General features: G+C 67.8%; 21 protein-coding genes. 14 read left to right on the top strand and 7 right to left on the bottom strand.

The window, feature by feature from the left end:
• Positions 1–48 precede the first annotated feature (48 nt).
• The 3 genes from MOM01_RS15980 to MOM01_RS15970 all read left to right on the top strand — a co-directional run bounded on the left by MOM01_RS15980 (position 49) and on the right by MOM01_RS15970 (position 3,266).
• Complete coding sequence (locus MOM01_RS15980; protein WP_241386416.1) at positions 49–843, top strand: TIGR03084 family metal-binding protein; 795 nt, start codon at positions 49–51, stop codon at positions 841–843.
• A gap of 49 nt (positions 844–892) precedes the next feature.
• Entirely contained in the window at positions 893–2,041 is a 1,149-nt protein-coding gene (locus tag MOM01_RS15975; protein WP_241386415.1) for an acyl-CoA dehydrogenase family protein, read from the top strand.
• A gap of 64 nt (positions 2,042–2,105) precedes the next feature.
• Positions 2,106–3,266 (top strand): acyl-CoA dehydrogenase family protein, encoded by a 1,161-nt coding sequence (locus tag MOM01_RS15970; protein WP_241386414.1) that lies wholly within the window; start codon positions 2,106–2,108, stop codon positions 3,264–3,266.
• Here the strand turns inward: MOM01_RS15970 and MOM01_RS15965 are convergent.
• Positions 3,263–3,862 (bottom strand): TetR/AcrR family transcriptional regulator, encoded by a 600-nt coding sequence (locus MOM01_RS15965; protein ID WP_241386413.1) that lies wholly within the window; start codon positions 3,860–3,862, stop codon positions 3,263–3,265. The genes MOM01_RS15970 and MOM01_RS15965 overlap by 4 nt on opposite strands.
• Before the next feature lie 133 nt (positions 3,863–3,995).
• Here MOM01_RS15965 and MOM01_RS15960 point away from each other — a divergent pair, with 133 nt between their 5' ends.
• The 7 genes from MOM01_RS15960 (at position 3,996) to tuf (ending at position 10,428) form a co-directional block, all read left to right on the top strand.
• The gene (locus MOM01_RS15960) at positions 3,996–4,625 is read left to right on the top strand and encodes a TetR/AcrR family transcriptional regulator (protein WP_241386412.1); all 630 of its coding nucleotides are present in this window, start codon (positions 3,996–3,998) and stop codon (positions 4,623–4,625) included.
• 9 nt (positions 4,626–4,634) lie between these two features.
• Entirely contained in the window at positions 4,635–5,186 is a 552-nt protein-coding gene (locus MOM01_RS15955; protein ID WP_374112315.1) for a DUF3558 domain-containing protein, read from the top strand.
• A gap of 47 nt (positions 5,187–5,233) precedes the next feature.
• The gene (locus MOM01_RS15950; RefSeq protein WP_241386584.1) at positions 5,234–5,731 is read left to right on the top strand and encodes a DUF3558 domain-containing protein; all 498 of its coding nucleotides are present in this window, start codon (positions 5,234–5,236) and stop codon (positions 5,729–5,731) included.
• A 323-nt stretch (positions 5,732–6,054) separates the two neighbouring features.
• The gene (rpsL, locus tag MOM01_RS15945; RefSeq protein ID WP_241386411.1) at positions 6,055–6,429 is read left to right on the top strand and encodes a 30S ribosomal protein S12; all 375 of its coding nucleotides are present in this window, start codon (positions 6,055–6,057) and stop codon (positions 6,427–6,429) included.
• Positions 6,429–6,899 (top strand): 30S ribosomal protein S7, encoded by a 471-nt coding sequence (gene rpsG / locus MOM01_RS15940; RefSeq protein WP_241386410.1) that lies wholly within the window; start codon positions 6,429–6,431, stop codon positions 6,897–6,899. Before rpsL ends, rpsG begins: the two co-directional genes overlap by 1 nt.
• 143 nt (positions 6,900–7,042) lie before the next feature.
• The gene (fusA, locus tag MOM01_RS15935) at positions 7,043–9,145 is read left to right on the top strand and encodes an elongation factor G (RefSeq protein WP_241386409.1); all 2,103 of its coding nucleotides are present in this window, start codon (positions 7,043–7,045) and stop codon (positions 9,143–9,145) included.
• A gap of 92 nt (positions 9,146–9,237) precedes the next feature.
• Positions 9,238–10,428, top strand: a complete 1,191-nt coding sequence (gene tuf, locus MOM01_RS15930; RefSeq protein ID WP_064062558.1) for an elongation factor Tu — start codon at positions 9,238–9,240, stop codon at positions 10,426–10,428.
• A 92-nt stretch (positions 10,429–10,520) separates the two neighbouring features.
• Here the strand turns inward: tuf and MOM01_RS15925 are convergent, their stop codons facing one another.
• A complete protein-coding gene (locus MOM01_RS15925) occupies positions 10,521–11,153 on the bottom strand; it encodes a TetR/AcrR family transcriptional regulator (protein WP_241386408.1) in 633 nt (210 codons plus the stop codon).
• A gap of 45 nt (positions 11,154–11,198) precedes the next feature.
• On the opposite strand from MOM01_RS15925, the gene MOM01_RS15920 reads away from it, so the two are divergent.
• Positions 11,199–12,374: an oxygenase MpaB family protein gene (locus tag MOM01_RS15920; RefSeq protein ID WP_241386407.1), complete on the top strand. Its 1,176-nt coding sequence runs from the start codon at positions 11,199–11,201 to the stop codon at positions 12,372–12,374.
• A 29-nt stretch (positions 12,375–12,403) separates the two neighbouring features.
• Here the strand turns inward: MOM01_RS15920 and MOM01_RS15915 are convergent, their stop codons facing one another.
• The 5 genes from MOM01_RS15915 to MOM01_RS15895 are packed head-to-tail and all read right to left on the bottom strand — an operon-like array spanning position 12,404 to position 14,912.
• Positions 12,404–12,967, bottom strand: coding sequence for an alkaline shock response membrane anchor protein AmaP (locus tag MOM01_RS15915; protein ID WP_241386406.1), 564 nt, complete (start codon positions 12,965–12,967; stop codon positions 12,404–12,406).
• On the bottom strand, positions 12,964–13,959 hold the full coding sequence (locus MOM01_RS15910) for a DUF6286 domain-containing protein (RefSeq protein WP_241386405.1): 996 nt from the start codon (positions 13,957–13,959) through the stop codon (positions 12,964–12,966). The genes MOM01_RS15915 and MOM01_RS15910 overlap by 4 nt, the downstream gene beginning before the upstream one ends.
• Positions 13,952–14,146, bottom strand: a complete 195-nt coding sequence (locus MOM01_RS15905; protein ID WP_241386404.1) for a DUF2273 domain-containing protein — start codon at positions 14,144–14,146, stop codon at positions 13,952–13,954. The genes MOM01_RS15910 and MOM01_RS15905 overlap by 8 nt, the downstream gene beginning before the upstream one ends.
• Complete coding sequence (locus MOM01_RS15900; protein ID WP_241386403.1) at positions 14,143–14,454, bottom strand: hypothetical protein; 312 nt, start codon at positions 14,452–14,454, stop codon at positions 14,143–14,145. The genes MOM01_RS15905 and MOM01_RS15900 overlap by 4 nt, the downstream gene beginning before the upstream one ends.
• On the bottom strand, positions 14,451–14,912 hold the full coding sequence (locus MOM01_RS15895) for an Asp23/Gls24 family envelope stress response protein (protein ID WP_241386402.1): 462 nt from the start codon (positions 14,910–14,912) through the stop codon (positions 14,451–14,453). The genes MOM01_RS15900 and MOM01_RS15895 overlap by 4 nt, the downstream gene beginning before the upstream one ends.
• Positions 14,913–15,110: 198 nt before the next feature.
• Here MOM01_RS15895 and MOM01_RS15890 point away from each other — a divergent pair, with 198 nt between their 5' ends.
• The 3 genes from MOM01_RS15890 to MOM01_RS15880 all read left to right on the top strand — a co-directional run bounded on the left by MOM01_RS15890 (position 15,111) and on the right by MOM01_RS15880 (position 18,605).
• Positions 15,111–16,316, top strand: coding sequence for an NAD(P)/FAD-dependent oxidoreductase (locus tag MOM01_RS15890; protein ID WP_241386401.1), 1,206 nt, complete (start codon positions 15,111–15,113; stop codon positions 16,314–16,316).
• Positions 16,317–16,384: 68 nt separating this feature from the next.
• The gene (locus MOM01_RS15885) at positions 16,385–17,188 is read left to right on the top strand and encodes a glutamate racemase (protein ID WP_241386400.1); all 804 of its coding nucleotides are present in this window, start codon (positions 16,385–16,387) and stop codon (positions 17,186–17,188) included.
• A 166-nt stretch (positions 17,189–17,354) separates the two neighbouring features.
• Positions 17,355–18,605: an MFS transporter gene (locus MOM01_RS15880; RefSeq protein WP_241386399.1), complete on the top strand. Its 1,251-nt coding sequence runs from the start codon at positions 17,355–17,357 to the stop codon at positions 18,603–18,605.
• Positions 18,606–18,609 lie beyond the last annotated feature (4 nt).

The following is an 18,609-nucleotide window of genomic DNA, read 5'->3' as shown; positions in this document are numbered from 1 at the left end:
CAATCATGAGTGCTTGATTTTGCGCCCGCGACGTGTGACGCTTGCCTCATGGCCGATCTGCACACAGTGCTCGACGATCTCCGCGCGGAAGGCGACGACCTCGACGGCCTCGTCGCGAACCTGTCCGACGACGGCTGGACGCTGTCCACCCCCGCACCCGGATGGACCATCGCCCATCAGATCGGTCACCTCCTGTGGACGGATCGAGCAGCGCTCACCGCTGTCCGCGAACCCGATGCCTTCGTCGCGATGATCGAGGCGGCGTTCGCCGATCCCTCGGGCTTCGTCGACGCCGGGGCGGACGAGCAGGCCACCCGGGCCGCTGCCGATCTGCTCGCCGACTGGCGCGACATCCGCCGCGAACTCGCGGATGCCCTCGCCGAACTGCCGCGGGGCACGAAGATCCCGTGGTTCGGACCTCCGATGTCGGCGGCGTCGATGGCGACGGCGCGCCTGATGGAGACGTGGGCCCACGGCGGCGACGTCGCGGATGCCCTCGGAGTCGTACGCACGCCCACCGCCCGCCTGAAGAACGTCGCGCATCTCGGTGTACGGACGCGCGACTTCGCGTACATCATCCGCGCCCTCGCCCCACCGGCCGAACCCTTCCACGTGCGGCTCACCGCACCCGACGGGAGCGAGTGGGAATGGGGACCCTCCGACGCCGCGCAATCGGTCACCGGCCCGGCGCTCGACTTCTGCCTGCTGGTCACCCAGCGCATCCACCGCGACGACACCGCCCTCGTCGCCGACGGCCCGGACGCCGAGGAATGGCTCGGCCTCGCGCAGGCCTTCGCCGGAACTCCGGGTGCCGGACGCGCACCGAGTTCGGCCGGTTCCTGAGCCGGACGTGCCACCCCCGACCGCCACCACGACACCTTCCGGAGACACCGTGAACATGTGGACCACACCCGAGCGCCGCGCGCTGCGCGAGACCGTCACGGCGTTCGTGAAGCGGGAGATCCTGCCGCACCTCGACGACTGGGAGCGGGCCGGCGAACTGCCCCGTGACCTGCATCTCGCTGCGGCGAAGGTCGGTCTCCTCGGTGCGGGTTTCCCGGAGGAGGCCGGCGGTTCCGGCGGTGACGGTGCCGACAGTCTGACCGTGTGCGAAGCGTTCCACGAGGCGGGCGCCTCGGGGGGAGCCTTCGCGTCGCTGTTCACCTGCGGCATCGCGCTACCGCATCTCATCGCCGCCGGCGACGCCGAGCAGATCGACAGGTGGGTGCGCCCCACCCTCGCAGGTGAACTCGTCGGATCCCTGGCCATCACCGAGCCGGGCGGCGGCTCGGATGTCGGCCACCTGACGACCACAGCGGTCCGCGACGGTGACCACTACCTCGTCAACGGCGCCAAGACCTACATCACCTCGGGCTGCCGGGCGGATTTCGTGGTCACCGCGGTGCGCACCGGCGGCCCCGGGGCGGGAGGAGTCTCACTTCTCGTGATCGAGAAGGGCACACCCGGTTTCACGGTCTCCCGCAAGCTCGACAAGATGGGCTGGCGGGCATCGGACACCGCGGAACTGTCCTTCGCGGACGTGCGCGTCCCGGCCGGCAACCTCGTCGGCGCGGAGGGCACAGGCTTCCTGCAGATCGCACAGGGATTCGTGGCCGAGCGGATCGCCCTTGCCGCACAAGCCTATTCCGGTGCACAGCGATGCCTCGATCTCACGGTGGCGTGGTGCCGCGACCGGGAGACCTTCGGCCGCCCGCTGATCACCCGGCAATCCGTGCAGCGCACGCTCTCCGAGATGGCACGCCGTATCGACGTCGCCCGGGTCTACACCCGGCACGTCGCCGAGCGGGCGTTGACCGGGGAGACCGACCTGATCGCCGAGGTGTGCTTCGCGAAGAACACCTCCGTCGAGGCCGGCGAGTGGGTGGCGCACCAGGCCGTGCAGCTGTTCGGCGGACTCGGATACATGGCCGAATCCGAGGTCGAGCGGCAGTACCGCGACATGCGCATTCTCGGCATCGGTGGGGGCACCACCGAAATCCTCACCGAACTCGCCGCCAAGCGGCTGGGTTTCGGAACCTGAGCCCTTTGTTCTCCTCGTACGGCCGACCACGGCCGCGTGTCCGACACGACCGGAAGGCATCCTCGTGAGCATCATCGAAACCGACGAGCAGAAGGAACTGCGCGCTTCGGTGGCGGCTCTGGCCGAACGCTACAACTACGTCGACTACGTGCTCCCCAAGTCGCGCAATCACGAACCGCTCACCGAACTGTGGGCCGAGGCCTCCAAGCTCGGTTTCCTCGGAGTGAACCTTCCCGAGGAGTACGGGGGCGGCGGCGCCGGCATCTACGAACTCGCCCTGGTGCAGGAAGAGCTCTCCGCCAAGGGATGCGGGCTGCTGCTCGTGGTGGTGTCACCCGCGATCTGCGGAACGATCATCTCCAAGTACGGCACCGAAGCGCAGAAGCAGCAGTGGCTGCCGGGACTGGCCGACGGGTCGCGCATCATGGCGTTCGGCATCACCGAGGCCGACGCAGGTTCCAACTCGCACAACATCACGACCATCGCGCGTCGCGACGGAGACGACTGGATCCTCTCGGGCAGCAAGGTGTACATCTCGGGAGTCGACCAGGCCGACGCGGTACTCGTGGTCTCCCGGACCGAGGACGCCAAGACCGGAAAACTCCGGCCGGCCCTGTTCATCGTGCCGACCGACGCGCCGGGCTTCACGAAGACGCCGATGGAGATGGACATCCTCGAACCGGACTACCAGTTCTCGCTCTTCTTCGACGACGTGCGGCTCCCCGCCGACGCCCTCGTCGGTGAGCCGGAGGCGGCCCTCATGCAGCTGTTCGCGGGCCTGAATCCGGAGCGCATCATGGGTGCGGCAATGGCCGTGGGCATGGGCCGGTACGCCCTCGACGCCGCCGTGCGGTACGCCAACGAGCGCACCGTCTGGAAGCAGCCGATCGGCGCGCACCAGGGCATCGCACACCCCTTGGCGCAGCGCAAGATCGAGCTCGAACTCGCCAAACTCATGATGCAGAAGGCTGCGGTGCTCTACGACAGCGGCGACGACTTCGGCGCCGCGGAAGCCGCGAACATGGCCAAGTACGCGGCGGGTGAAGCGGCGATCACCGCGCTCGATCAGGCGATCCAGACGCACGGTGGCGCCGGGCTCACACGTGAGTACGGCCTTGCGGCGATGCTCGGTGCCGCGCGGATCGCTCGCGTGGCACCGGTCAGCCGGGAGATGATCCTCAACTTCGTGGCCCAGCATTCGCTGGGCCTGCCGAAGTCGTACTAGGCCGGAGGCCCGGCCGGCCGGGTGTCGGAGGCCGGAGGGAGGTGGTGGTCCGCGCTCAGCCGGGACAACAGCGTCTGGAGCAGGTAGTCGAGCGACCAACGCAGGGAACTCACATCCTGCAGGGGCACGGTCTGCTGATATCCCACGAGCGCGTACAGGGCCGTGCGAGCGAAGGGCTCCACCTTCTCCTGCGGCCCGAGGATCGGGGTCACCGCTTCGGCGATCACGGCGTACCGCAGTTCGTCGACCTGACACTGCACTTCGTGCACCGCCGGGTCGCTGTGCGACCAGCCGCGGATGGCGGACTCGGCGGAGTGCGGCAGGTTGCACGCGAAGTCGATGAGCAACTGCAGCCGACGGGGCATCGAGCCCTCGAGTCGTGCCGCAGTAGTCAGCTGGAGGGTCTGATTCTCGAGCCAGTGCTGGAGGAGCTCGGACTTGAACTGTCCCCAGCTGTCGAAATAGTTGTAGAACGAGCCCGTCGTCACCTCGAGACGACTGCACAATCTCGCCTGTTTGAGTCCCGCATGGTCGTTGGTAGCCAGGATGGCTAAGGCCGCGTCGAAGTAATCTTCGCGCCTGACAATCGTCGCCACAGTTGGTGCCGCCCCTTTCACCCCGACCCGTTATACGAGTGTACGGTTCATAAGCCCTGCGTACGGTTCCGGGGGTCGTACGTATACCCGTTCGGCAGAAGAACAGTCGTCACGGGACGAGGAGACGAACGAGATGGTCCGAGAACCGAAGCAGGATCGCAGCCGCGCGACGCGACGACGACTGCTCGAGGCGACGATCGACTGTCTCGCCGAATCGGGCTGGACCGCCACCACGATGGGTGTGGTCGCCGAGCGGGCCGGAGTCTCCCGCGGAGCCACCCAGCATCATTTCCCCACTCGCGAGGATCTCATCACGGCGTCGCTCGAGTTCATGTTCGACAACCGCATCGAACGGGTGCGGACCGAAGCGTTCGACGTGCCTCCGGGCATCGGCCGAACGGAAGCGGTGGTCGAACGCATCGTCGACCAGTGCACCGGGAACATGTTCAAGGCGGCCTTGCAGGTCTGGACGGCCGCGGCTGCGGATCCGGCGCTGCGGGAGATGCTGTTGCCGCTCGAGGAGAAGTTCGGGCGTGTCTCGCACGCGGTGGCCGTCGAGCAACTCGCCGCCGACGACAGTGATCCGGTCGTGCACCGGATGGTCCAGGCGACGCTCGATCTCGCGCGTGGCCTGGGTCTGGCCGACGTGCTGACCGACGACTCCGCCCGCCGGCGCGAGATCGTGAGGCACTGGGCCGCACAGCTCGACGCGGTCCTGTGCGACTCCTCGCGTCGCCGCACGCCGAGCGGCCCGGCTCGGTAGTCTTCGGCCATGTCTCTCCCGCGGATCGGACGGACGATGTCCGTCCTGGCGACGGCCGGTCTCGTCGGTCTCGGTGCGGTGGCATGCGGGGGATCCGACGACGCCGGGCAACCCGCGGCATCGACCACCCCGTCCGTGACCGAACCGGGCCCCCTGTTCGGCGAATGCGGGTCGGTCTCCGACGACGAGGTCGCGGCCGCTTTCGGTCTCGGGACGTTCGCGACGATCACCCGTAATTCCGTCGGATGCGAATGGGAGAGTTTCGTCGGAGGCCCCAGTGTGAGCTTCTCGTGGTACCGGGGGAGCCCGATCGGTCGCGAACGGGCCGGCTCCGACCTCATCGGCAGACCTGCCGCGGACGTCGAGATCGGGGGGAGAACCGGATTCGTCGGCTCGTCCCAGAACGACGTCGGGCAGACCGTCCTGTGCGAGATCGGCGTCGATTTCGGTGGCGACTTCATCCACTGGTCGGTCTCCTATTCGAACTTCACCCCCGCCGCGGACGCGTGCGAGGTCGCGCGGAATCTGGCCACCGCGAGCGTCGAGAGGGTGCAGAAGTGAACCGCGGGCGTGGGCGCAGGTGGGCCGCAGCCCTGGCCGGCCTGCTGATGGTGCCGGCCCTGCTCACGGGGTGCACGCGCACGATCGAAGGGAGTGCGGTGCCGGAGGGGGCCGGTGGTGGCGACGGTCCCGGCCCCGAATTCACACGCCTGCTCACCGAGTGCGACGCGGTGGCCGACGAGAAGATCGCCGAAGCCGTGGGTGCGGACTACGTCTACCGCGGATTCTTCGGCGCGATCTGCCGGTGGGACGGCGAAGGACCCTCGGGAGTAGTGAAGATCACGTTCAACTGGTTCGAGACCGGATCCCTCGATCACGAGCGGGCTGCCGCCGAGGAACTCGGCTACGAGATCGAGAACACGACGATCGAGGGAAGGCGGGCGCTGCAGATGCGCCGACCGGGAGATCCGTTGTCGTGCGGGGTCAGTTCGGGCGCGTCGACGACCGGCATCTTCGGCTGGTGGGTGCAGTACACCTCGGGAGGTGCCGACCCCTGCGAAGCGGCTGCTACGTTGGCTCGGCTCACCCTGAACCTCAGCAGTTGACGGTGTGTGCGGATCCTCGGAGGAGAGCGCGGTCCTCACTTTGACCTCATGCGCGCCCGCCGGGTATCGTTGTGGGTCGTGTCCGGCATGCCCGGGCCGGTCTGTGTGCCTATGCGAGGTAGTGCCGTGCGCGTGGTCTGTAGAAATCTGCAGGTACGAGTTCCCGGCTGCCTGTGTGGGGGTACGCGACACACCCGACCTCGTGTGCACACGGGGGGCGAGTGCGGGGCAGCAGCTTTCTTGCCCCAACCGATGGATCCCTAATTTCAGAACAGCCCAGGTTGCTCGTGGGAGCAGCTCCAGACAACGAAGAAAGCCGGTTAATGCCAACCATCAATCAGCTGGTCCGCAAGGGCCGCCGCGACAAGGCCACCAAGGTCAAGAGCGCGGCGCTCAAGGGCAGCCCCCAGCGTCGCGGCGTGTGCACTCGCGTGTACACCACCACCCCGAAGAAGCCGAACTCGGCTCTCCGGAAGGTCGCGCGTGTGCGTCTGACCTCCCAGGTCGAGGTCACCGCCTACATCCCCGGTGAGGGCCACAACCTCCAGGAGCACTCGATGGTGCTCGTGCGCGGTGGTCGTGTGAAGGACCTCCCCGGTGTTCGCTACAAGATCATCCGCGGCTCGCTCGACACCCAGGGTGTCAAGAACCGCAAGCAGGCCCGCAGCCGCTACGGAGCGAAGAAGGAGAAGGGCTGATGCCACGTAAGGGTCCCGCTCCCAAGCGCCCGCTGATCGCCGATCCGGTCTACGGATCGCCGCTGGTCACTCAGCTGGTCAACAAGATTCTCATGGACGGCAAGAAGTCCACCGCCGAGCGCATCGTCTACCAGGCGCTCGAGCAGGCACGCGAGAAGACCGGCACCGATCCGGTCGTCACCCTCAAGCGCGCGCTCGACAACGTCAAGCCCGCTCTCGAGGTCCGCAGCCGCCGTGTCGGTGGCGCCACCTACCAGGTTCCGGTCGAGGTTCGCCCCGGTCGGTCCACCACCCTCGCGCTGCGCTGGCTGGTCACCTTCGCGCGTCAGCGTCGCGAGAAGACGATGGTCGAGCGGCTCGCCAACGAGCTCCTCGACGCGAGCAACGGCCTCGGCGCATCCGTGAAGCGCCGCGAGGACACGCACAAGATGGCTGAAGCCAACAAGGCGTTCGCGCACTACCGCTGGTGAGTCGACGCCGGCCGGGAGACCCGTGATCACGGACCCCGGCCGGCTGCTCGCACAACTGTGTCGGTCCCGTAAAGGCCGGCTGACAACACAAGAACATGTGGTCCGCACCCAAGGACCGACACGAGCTACGAGCGGGGTTACCTGTGGCACAGGAAGTGCTGACCGACCTGAACAAGGTCCGCAACATCGGCATCATGGCGCACATCGATGCCGGCAAGACCACCACCACCGAGCGCATCCTCTTCTACACCGGCGTCAACTACAAGATCGGTGAGACGCACGACGGTGCCTCGACCACCGACTGGATGGAGCAGGAGAAGGAGCGGGGTATCACCATCACCTCCGCAGCCGTGACCTGCTTCTGGAACAAGAACCAGATCAACATCATCGACACCCCCGGCCACGTCGACTTCACGGTCGAGGTCGAGCGGTCGCTGCGCGTCCTCGACGGCGCAGTCGCCGTCTTCGACGGCAAGGAGGGCGTCGAGCCCCAGTCGGAGCAGGTCTGGCGCCAGGCTGCCAAGTACGACGTCCCGCGCATCTGCTTCGTCAACAAGATGGACAAGATGGGCGCGGACTTCTACTTCACCGTGCAGACCATCATCGATCGCCTCGGCGCGAAGCCGCTGGTCCTCCAGCTCCCGATCGGTGCCGAGGACAACTTCGACGGTGTCGTCGACCTCGTCGAGATGAAGGCGCTCACCTGGCGTGGCACCACCGAGATCGGCACCGAGGCCACGGTCGAGGAGATCCCGGCCGACCTCGCCGACAAGGCTGCCGAGTACCGCGAGAAGCTGCTCGAGACGGTTGCCGAGTCCGACGAAGAGCTCATGGAGAAGTACTTCGGTGGCGAGGAACTCACCGTCGCCGAGATCAAGGCGGCCATCCGCAAGATGACCGTCAACTCCGAGCTGTACCCGGTGCTGTGCGGCTCCGCGTTCAAGAACAAGGGCATCCAGCCCATGCTCGACGCGGTCATCGACTACCTGCCGAACCCGCTCGACATCGGCGACGTCATCGGCCACGCAGTCGGTAACGAAGAGGAAGAGCTGCGCCGTAAGCCGTCCAAGGACGAGCCGTTCTCCGCGCTCGCCTTCAAGATCGCTGCGCACCCCTTCTTCGGCAAGCTGACCTTCGTCCGCGTGTACTCCGGCCGGATCGATTCGGGCACCCAGGTGCTCAACTCGACCAAGGGCAAGAAGGAACGCGTCGGCAAGCTGTTCCAGATGCACGCCAACAAGGAGAACCCGGTCGACGAGGCCGTGGCCGGCCACATCTACGCGATGATCGGCCTGAAGGACACCACGACCGGTGACACCCTGTGCGCGCAGGACGCCCCGATCGTCCTCGAGTCCATGACCTTCCCGGACCCGGTCATCCAGGTCTCCATCGAGCCGAAGTCCAAGGCCGACCAGGAGAAGCTGTCGACGGCCATCCAGAAGCTCGCCGAAGAGGATCCCACCTTCTCGGTCGAGCTCGACGAGGAGACCGGCCAGACCGTCATCGGCGGCATGGGCGAGCTCCACCTCGACATCCTCGTCGACCGCATGCGTCGCGAGTTCAAGGTCGAGGCCAACGTCGGTAAGCCGCAGGTCGCGTACCGCGAGACGATCACCAAGCCGGTCGAGAAGCTCGAGTTCACGCACAAGAAGCAGACCGGTGGTTCGGGCCAGTTCGCGAAGGTCATCATCGGCCTCGAGCCTTTCGTCGGCGAGGACGGTGCCACCTACGAGTTCCAGAACAAGGTCACCGGCGGTCGCATCCCGCGCGAGTACATCCCGTCGGTCGACGCGGGTGCCCAGGACGCCATGCAGTACGGCGTGCTCGCCGGCTACCCGCTGGTGAACATCAAGGTCACCCTCATCGACGGTGCGTACCACGACGTCGACTCGTCCGAAATGGCGTTCAAGATCGCCGGCTCGCAGGCACTGAAGGAAGCGGCCCGCAAGGCTGCCCCGGTGATCCTGGAGCCGCTGATGGCGGTCGAGGTCACCACCCCCGAGGACTACATGGGTGAAGTGATCGGCGACCTGAACTCCCGCCGTGGCCAGATCCAGGCCATGGAGGAACGCAGTGGTGCCCGTGTCGTGAAGGCGCTGGTTCCGCTCTCGGAGATGTTCGGTTACATCGGCGATCTGCGGTCGAAGACCCAGGGTCGTGCGAACTTCTCCATGGTGTTCGATTCCTACGCAGAGGTTCCCTCGAACGTCTCGAAGGAAATCATCGCCAAGGCAACCGGCGAGTAGTCTTCGGGTAACTCCCGGTCGCCTGCACGACCAAGTAATACAAACCGCACTGCTGCATACAGCAAGCAACAACAGTCCAGGAGGACATTCCAGTGGCGAAGGCGAAGTTCGAGCGGACCAAGCCGCACGTGAACATCGGCACCATCGGTCACGTCGACCATGGCAAGACCACCACCACGGCTGCGATCACCAAGGTGCTGGCCGACAAGTACCCGGACCTGAACGAGAGCTTCGCGTTCGACCAGATCGACAAGGCTCCCGAGGAGAAGGCTCGTGGTATCACGATCAACATCTCCCACGTCGAGTACCAGACCGAGAAGCGCCACTACGCGCACGTCGACGCTCCGGGTCACGCCGACTACATCAAGAACATGATCACCGGTGCCGCCCAGATGGACGGCGCGATCCTGGTCGTGGCCGCCACCGACGGCCCGATGCCGCAGACGCGTGAGCACGTGCTGCTCGCCCGTCAGGTCGGCGTTCCCTACATCCTCGTCGCCCTGAACAAGGCCGACATGGTCGACGACGAGGAAATCCTCGAGCTCGTCGAGATGGAGGTGCGTGAGCTCCTCGCTTCGCAGGAGTTCGACGAGAACGCTCCGGTCGTCCCGATCTCGGCTCTCAAGGCTCTCGAGGGTGACGAGAAGTGGGTCCAGTCGATCGTCGACCTCATGCAGGCCGTCGACGACTCCATCCCGGATCCGGTCCGTGAGACCGACAAGCCGTTCCTCATGCCCGTCGAGGACGTCTTCACGATCACCGGTCGTGGCACCGTCGTCACCGGTCGTATCGAGCGCGGCGTGATCAACGTCAACGAAGAGGTCGAGATCGTCGGCATCCGCCCCGATTCGACCAAGACCACGGTCACCGGCATCGAGATGTTCCGCAAGCTGCTCGACCAGGGCCAGGCCGGCGACAACGTCGGTCTCCTCGTCCGCGGCATCAAGCGCGAGGACGTCGAGCGCGGCCAGGTCGTCGTCAAGCCCGGCACCACGACTCCCCACACGGAGTTCGAGGGCCAGGCCTACATCCTCAACAAGGAGGAGGGCGGCCGCCACACGCCGTTCTTCAACAACTACCGTCCGCAGTTCTACTTCCGTACCACGGACGTGACGGGCGTTGTTACCCTCCCCGAGGGCACCGAGATGGTCATGCCCGGTGACAACACCGAGATGTCCGTCAAGCTGATCCAGCCGGTCGCCATGGACGAGGGCCTCCGCTTCGCGATCCGCGAGGGTGGCCGCACCGTCGGCGCCGGTCGCGTCACGAAGATCATCAAGTGAGCTGATACCTCACTGAAGCGGGGTAGTGCCCGCTGACGCTCGAACGGCGTCCACCCCGAGGGGTGGGCGCCGTTCGGCGTTTCCGGACGTGCTCAGGCCGCTTCGACGGCAGCCAGAAGCATCCGGGAGGTCACCTCGATCATCCTGTCCCGGTCGGATCTGCGAGGCCGCAGCAGAGCGATCCGGGAGCAGAGGCTCGCCGTCGCCCCCATCACGATGAACACCAGATCGTCCAGAGCGGCATCGTCGAGGTCCGGCCGGAGCCGTGCGGGAATGATGCGTCCCAGTGGTCGTAGCGGCCCTTCGATCTCGGCCCAGGCGAGGCCGAACTCGATCTCCTCCGAGGTGTACGAGACCCGCAGCACCGCGGCGTGTTTCTCGAAGGCGGAGGTCAGGCTCTCGACGACCGTCACCATGGCGTCGCCGGGCTTCTGGTCCATGGCATGCCCGATCGCTGTCGACAGCGAGGTGGTGATGGCGTGCACCGCGGTCATGCGCAATTCGTCCAGCACGGCGTCGACGTCCGGGAAGTACCGGTAGACGGTCCCGATGCTCACGTGGGCGTGCTCGGCCAGCGCCGTGGTGCTGATCCGCCGGGCCGGGTGGCGTTCGAGCAACTCGTAGGCAGACGTGAGGAGCAGCTTGCGGGTGTCGTGGCTGCGCTGCTGGACGGGTCGTCGTCGTGGGCGTTTGCCTGTGCTTTTCGGGCCGTACGGAGCGCTCATGAAAAGTGAATAGTAAGTGAGTATTCCTCGTGTTTCCATGAATGCATGGAGCGACGTATCCCTGGTGATCTCCGCAACGCCGACCTGGCGGTGCGCCGATATGCCGATCTCGGTGAGCGCTGGCTCGACGGGATGTGGCAGGCGGACCCTCTGGCCGACGCGGTGGTGAACGACGACTTCGGAACGACATCGGCGACCGCTGCGGTGCGGATCGCGCTCGCCGACGGGATCGGCGCCGTCCCGGACGCACCGGATTCACTGCGCGAGCTGTTCGCCTTCCTCGACGACGAGCCGGCATGGGTCGATCACGACCGCCTCGACAATGCGGCCGACGCTCTCGTGCGCCACACCCCGATCCTCGGGATGGTGCTCGGTGCGGCATCGCTGTTGCGCGGCGCCGGAAACTTCGTCGCGGGCAAGCCGCTCGCGCTCACCGGCCGGTATGTGGGGCAACCGGCGGTGCGGTCGGTGGAAGTGGGGGAGTGGCTCCGGCACGTTCTCGCGCGCGGCGGGATGCGGCGTGAGGGCGGAGGATTCGCGTTCACCGTGCGGGTACGGCTCATCCACGCCCACGTGCGTAAAGGGATCCGCGCGAGCGGGATGTGGGACGAGGACGCATGGGGAGTACCGATCCCGCAGTCGTACATGGCGCTCACGATGGCCGAATTCGGGCACATGGCGGTCGAGGCGATGCACACCCTCGGTGTCCGCTTCACCGATCGCGAGCTCGACGACATCTACCACCTGTGGCGCTATGTCGGACACGTGATCGGAATGGGCGAGGAGTTGAGCCTGCGCACCGAACGCGACCACATCGCGATCGAGGAGTTGTACCGTCTCACCTCTCCGGGGCCGAGCGACGAGGATCGGCAGTTCGTCACAGCGCTGACCGAGCAGTATCTCGTCCCGGAACTCGCGAATCTGCTGCCGGGCAGGGCCCCGGTGCGCACGACGATCGCCCGCACGGTGACGCACTCCTTGCAGAGGGTGTTCATCGGCGACGAGGATGCCGACGCCCTGCACATCCCCGACGGCCCGCTCAAATACGTGCTCGGACGTATCGGGCCGGTGCTCGCCCTCGTCAACCGCGTCCAGGAGATCCGTTATCCGGACCGGGAGCGCACCACCCTGCGCGCCTACAAGGTGCGCGATGTGGCGATGGACCGGATGCGGGTGGACTACCGCGTCGAACACGACCTCGTGGATACAGCCACGGCGTGATCGCCGATTCGGTGCCGGCGGGCGTCGTGCTAGTGGACGTCCACCGCCGGATCGAGGTGCAGCAGGACCTGCGTCGCCACGTGCGCTCCACCGAGCGCCCGTGCGACGCGCTGGGCCGCATCCTCGGCCGCCTGCGTCAACTCGGCCACGTCCACGGCCGGATCGGCGTTCACGACCACGGAGAGTGTCGGTAGGTGTCTTTCCACGACCGCCCGCCCACGCGCCGACCGCACCCCCGGCAGGGCGGAGAGTTCCGCTGCCACGCCGTCCGCCACCGGGCCGAGTTCGACGCCGAGAGTGGCGTCGGTGACCTGATCGTAGAGTTGCACGGTCGAGGTGCGACGCCGTGACAGATTGACCGCGAGCAGTGCGATGCCGAGCACCAGACCACCCGCGAAGACCGACCACAGCGCCGGTGTCCACCACGACTGGTCCGGGACGTCGGTCACGCGGGGACGGTCGAGACGGGTGAGTTGTTCGCGCGCGAACGGCACCTTCCACACCCACGCGAGCGCGAATGCCCCGAGGCCGGCGAGCGTGAGCCCGGCCATGAGGGTGACGAGCCGGTTCGCCAGTACGGTTCGGAGTTTCACCGCGTCACCTCCACGACGAGTTCGACCGGATCCGCGAGCGCCGCGAGGTTCGGGGCGACCGCGGCACACACCGAGGCGGTGACCTCGTCGACGGGGGTGTCCTGCTCGACGGAGACACGCACCACGGCGCGTCGACGATCGACGACGGTGCGGGCGGTCCGCACGCCGGTCAGCGCCGAGGCGTGGGCGCTGCACATGCGTGCCACGTCGGTGCGGCGCATCCACACCGTCGGCACCGGCCCGGCGACCTGCAAGGGCACGTGGGTGCGGCGTCGGGGTTTGAGAGCGACCGCGATCAGGGCGATCCCCAGCACGAGGCATATCCCTGCGACGGGAGCGAGCCAGGTGTGCCAGTGGAGACGGCCGAACCACTCGAAGGAGTTGCGCAGCCAGGGTGCACCGGCGTACGTGCCGTTGACGATGAGCAGCTCCCGGGCGGCGGTGAAGGCCATCACGAGTGCCGCGACGGCGACGAGCGCGGCGGCGGGCGCCGCCGCAGGTGAGGCGAGCGGGGGCAGGGGAGCGACCGTCGGGATGTCGGGGTGCGGGGTGGTCCGCGCGGCGACGATGTCCGACTCCAGGTACTCGACGGGCGGTTGCGAGTCGTCCTCTTCGCCGTCCTCGACGGGAGCCGTCGCGACGACGAGCACGTTGAGTTCGTGGACGCGCAGTCCCGTCAGCTCACGCAGCCGGCGTTCGACTGCATCGTGGACCCGGCGGGTGAGCATCGCGGCGTCGTACGGCCATTCGGCTGCGATGTAGAGGTTGACCGCTACGGCATTCGTGCCGGTGGTGATGTCGGCGCGGGGCAGATCGCGGCCGGTGAGACGGAGGATGCCGCCTCCGCTGTGCCGAACGACTCCGGGGACGCCGAGTGCGGCCGCAGCGGCGATCCGCTCGATGGCCCGGTCCTTGACGACGAGCCTGCCGCGTTCGCCCGGGCAGACGGGGTCGTCGGGTGTGTCGATCTCGGGCAGGGCCTGATCAGCCACGGCCGCGGCTCCGCAGGAGGGCGCCGAGGTCGAGGTGGCCGTCGCGGTGGGCGCCGATCGCGGCCCCGAGGGCCCCGAGCAGCACGCCGAACAACAGTCCGCTGAAACCGCCGATGATCCCGGCGAGGGCGAGCAGCAGTCCCGCGAGGAGTCCGACGGCGGTGTTGCTGACGGGTGTGTGGTTCACGATTGTGCTCCTTCTCGTTCCCCGACGTGGACGTCTTCGATCGTCACCTGGACGGGCACGGTCACCAGCGGGGCGACCCGAGCGCGGACGGCCTGGGCGACGGCCGGCAGATCCGCCGGGATCCGCACGACGATGTGCACTTCGCAGATCCGGTCGGTCAGCCGTATGCCGTCGACACGCCGGCCCGGGAGGTAGGTGGCCACCTCGCCGAACGCACCGCCGTGCAGACTCACGACGCCGGAAACGGCCAGTGCGGCGTGCGCGACCAGATCGGCCGTCTCCACCGAGTCTGCGGCCCCGGAGGTCACTGCACGCGGGGTTTGACGTCGTCGGTGAGGGCCGCGGCCTCCTCGTGGAGCATGACGTCGAAGACCGTGATGTTGACTTCGGTGACCTCGAGACCGGTCATCCGCTCGACCGCGGCGATGACGTTCTGGCGGATGGCGACGGCGAGTTCGTGCAGTGCCACTCCGTATTCGGCGACGATGCCGATGTCGATCGCGGCTTGTCGTTCGCCCACCTCGACGGCCACGCCCTGACCGTGGTTGATGCGCGCGCCGGGTATCCGGTCGCGCAGCGCTCCCACCACGCGGGCGGTGCCGGCGCCCACCTCGATCACGCCGCTGATCTCCCGGGTCGCGAGGCCCGCGATCTTGGCGACCACCGCGTCGGCGATGATCGTGCGGCCCTGAGGGTCGACGAAACCCGAGGACGTTCCGGCGCCGAACTGTATGCGGCTGATTCCTGCACCGCTGTCGCTGGTCATGAGCGCTCCAAGTCAGATGTACCGGTCGTGTTCCGTGCTCGATCCCATTGTCCTCACGGTGTCTCGAACTCTAGTGGCCGATGTGGGTCTGTCGCCTGCGGTAGCCGTTTGGTAAGAACATGGGACGCACAGGTGGGACACGTCACTACAGAGCGGCACGTGTATTCGTGTCACAGACGATTCGAAGGATGGCCGAAGGTGTCGAACGAGCGGGAGACCGAGAATACGCCGGAGCGCGTCGTCGTCGTGGGCGCGGGCCTGGCGGCGGTACGTACCGCCGAGGAACTGCGACGCGCCGGATACGAGGGCGAGCTCGTGCTGGTCGGCGACGAGACGCACCTGCCGTACGACCGCCCGCCGTTGTCGAAGGAGGTTCTGCGCGGCGATCGCGACGACACCACCCTTCGTCCTCGTGAGTTCTTCGACGAGAACCGGATCGAACTCCGGCTCGGCACGGCGGCGCGTTCGGTGGACCCCGCGGCGCGCACGCTGACCCTCGCCGACGGAACCGAGATCGGATACGACGAGCTCGTCGTCGCCACCGGACTGCGCCCCCGTCGCATCCCGGGTCTGCCGGAACTGACCGGAGTGCACGTGCTGCGGTCGCTCGAGGACAGCCGCGCGTTGCGCGAGTCGATCGCCCCCGGTGCCCGTGCCCTCGTCGTCGGAGCGGGTTTCATCGGGTGCGAGGTCGCTGCGAGCCTGCGTGGCCGCGAGGTCGAGGTCGTGCTGGTCGAGCCGCAACCCACACCGCTGGCGTCGGTGCTCGGCGCCGAGGTCGGAGCGCTCGTCGCACGACTGCACACCGCCGAGGGTGTCGACGTGCGCGCCGGAGTCGGACTGTCGGAGATCCGCGGCGCCGAGCGGGTCACCTCCGCGGTGCTCGGCGACGGCAGCGAGATCGACGTCGATCTCGTGGTGCTCGGTATCGGGTCGATCCCGGCCACCGAGTGGCTCGACGGCTCGGGCATCGAGGTGGACAACGGGGTCGTGTGCGACGGAACCGGACGAACCTCCACTCCGCACGTGTGGGCGGTCGGCGACGTCGCGTCGTGGCAGGTACCGGCAGGTGGACGCAGGCGCATCGAGCACTGGACGAACGCCGGGGAACAGGCGTCCGTACTCGCGAAGACGCTCATGGGCGCAGAGGCCGGTGCCGCCGCGCAGGTGCCCTACTTCTGGAGCGACCAGTACGACGTCAAGATCCAGGGCCTGGGCGCGGTGACGGCCGACGACCGGGTGCACGTCGTGCGTGACGACGGACGCAAGTTCCTCGCCTACTACGAGCGCGACGGCAAGCTCGCCGGCGTGGTCGGCGGGGGCCTGCCCGCGATGGTGATGAAATCGCGCGCGAAGATCGCCGCGGGTGCGCCGATCGAGGAGCTGCTCGCCGCCGCGGTCTGACCCCGCACGCGTGCGGGCGCCGGCGACCGGCATCGGACCGGCTGTGCGCGACCGGCTAGATTCGTAGGGTGATCGTTGCGCTCATCGACTCGGGTCTCGGGCTGCTGCCGACGTCCGCGTGGCTGCGACGGTTGCGTCCCGATCTCGATCTGGTGCTGTCGATGGACCCCGAGGGAGCCCCGTGGGGCCCCAAGCCTTCGGAGTGGGTGATCGACCGGGTCGTCACCACCGCCCGCCGCGCCGTCGATCGGGGCGCCGACGTGGTGGTGCTGCCGTGCAACACCGCCTCGGTGACGGCACTCGAGCACGTCCGTGCAGATCTCGGGCCGTCCGTGCCGGTCGTGGGGACCGTACCGGCCGTCAAGCCGGCCGCTGCGGCGTGCGACTCGGTGGCGATCTGGGCAACCGCCGCGACCACCGCGAGCCGGTATCAGGCGAATCTGATCGAGCAGTTCGCGAACGGTGCCGACGTGGTGGGGGTCGCGTGTCACGGACTCGCCGACGCGATCGACGCGGGGGACCGGGACGCCGTCGTCGCCGCGGTCGCCTCCGCAGCCGAACGCACCCCCGGCGACGTCCAGGGTGTGGTGCTCGGGTGCACCCACTATCCGCTGGTGGCCGACACCATCGCCGCCCATCTGCCGCCCGGAGTGCGACTGTTCGACAGTGCCGAGGCGGTGGCACGCCAGACCCTGCGGCGGATCGACGCGCTCGGCCGGCCCGTCACGGGTTCGGGGAGCATCGAGGTCTTCCGCAGTGGTGCGCCCGGCGAATTGCCGCGTGCGGCCACGGTCTTCCGGGCCGGCCGTGAACTGCTGGTCGCTCCCGGCCGGGCAGGGGACGCGGACGCGGAAGACGCACCCTCCCGCTGAGGCCGTCGACGCGAGGAATACTTCGCGGGGCGAATGACGTTGGGTGAAGAGACGTTCACCTGCCCGCCCGCGACGTTCGTCGCACCGAACGGGCCGTTCGATGCACTCACGGAACGTGCCCGTTCGATGTCCGCGCGGCACGCTCCTGTGCGACTCAGGAGGTTCGATGACTGCTCCCGTACGACCCCGTGGCCGGATCCGCACGTTCGGTTTCGCCGTGGCAGGGCTGGGAGCGTTCACTCTCACCGCGTCGTCGTCCGCGCCGTCGCCGCTGTATCCCGTCTATCAGCAGATGTGGGGCTTCTCCGCGGCGACCCTCACGGTGGTGTTCGCGGTCTACGTGCTCGCCCTGCTCGCTGCCCTGGTGACCGTGGGATCGCTGTCCGATCACATCGGCCGCCGGCCGGTGATCGTGGCGGCGCTGCTGCTGCTCGCCGTGAGCATGATCGTCTTCGTCCTGTCCCCGGGTGTCGAAGGGCTGATCGTCGCGAGGATTCTGCAGGGTCTGGCGGTGGGTGCGGCGACGAGTGCCCTCGCTGCCGCGGTGATCGAGATGCAGCCGAACGCGCACATCGGGCCGTTGATCAACACGGCGGCGCCCTCGCTCGGACTCGCGCTCGGTGCGGCGGGAGCGGGTGTGCTCGTGCAGTTCGCGCCGTTTCCGACGGTGCTGAGCTATGTGGTCGTCGCGGTCCTGGCGGCGGCGCTGGCGGCGGCGCTGATCTTCGTTCCGGAGACCTCCCCGTCGGTGGGTTTCCCCTCGCGACGAGCCGCCCTGCGCAGCTTGGTGCCGAGCGCCTCGGTGCCGCGGGAGGTCCGTGGCCGGTATCTGCTCATCCTCCCCAGCCTGATGTCGGCCTGGGCACTCGGTGGGTTGTACATGTCGCTGGGACCGTCCATCGTCGACTCGGTGTTCGACGTCCACAACCGGCTCGCCGCGGGGCTGGCGATCGCCACCCTGTTCACCTCGGGAACGCTCGCGGCCACCACGATGGCCCGCCGCGACCCGCATCGCATCGTGGTCGTCGGTGCCGCGCTGCTCGCGTCCGGACTGGCCGTGGTGATCACCGCCTTGCTCACCGGGTGGGTCGCGGTCTACTACGCGGGTACGGCGGTTGCCGGTTTCGGGTGGGGATCGACCTTCGTCGGGGCGATGAGCGTGGTGGGTTCCCTGGGACGCGCGCACGAACGTGGCCGGATCTTCGCGACCACCTTCGTGGTCTGCTATTTCGCCTTCTCCGTGCCGGCGATGGCCGCCGGAGTCGCCGCCGGATCGTTCGGTCTGACGTCCACGGCCGTCGGCTACGGGGTGGTCGTCGCGATACTGGCTCTCGTGGCCGGTGCCGGCGTGCTGGTGCGTACGCCGAAGGCCGATCCGGCCCGGATGCGGGAAGAGCCGGCGCCCGTTCGTTCGTAGGCGC

Source organism: Rhodococcus sp. CH91 (assembly GCF_022554085.1).
Lineage (GTDB): Bacteria > Actinomycetota > Actinomycetes > Mycobacteriales > Mycobacteriaceae > Rhodococcus.
The sequence above is the reverse complement of the archived record's forward strand: the minus strand, read 5'-3'. Positions and strand labels throughout refer to the sequence as shown.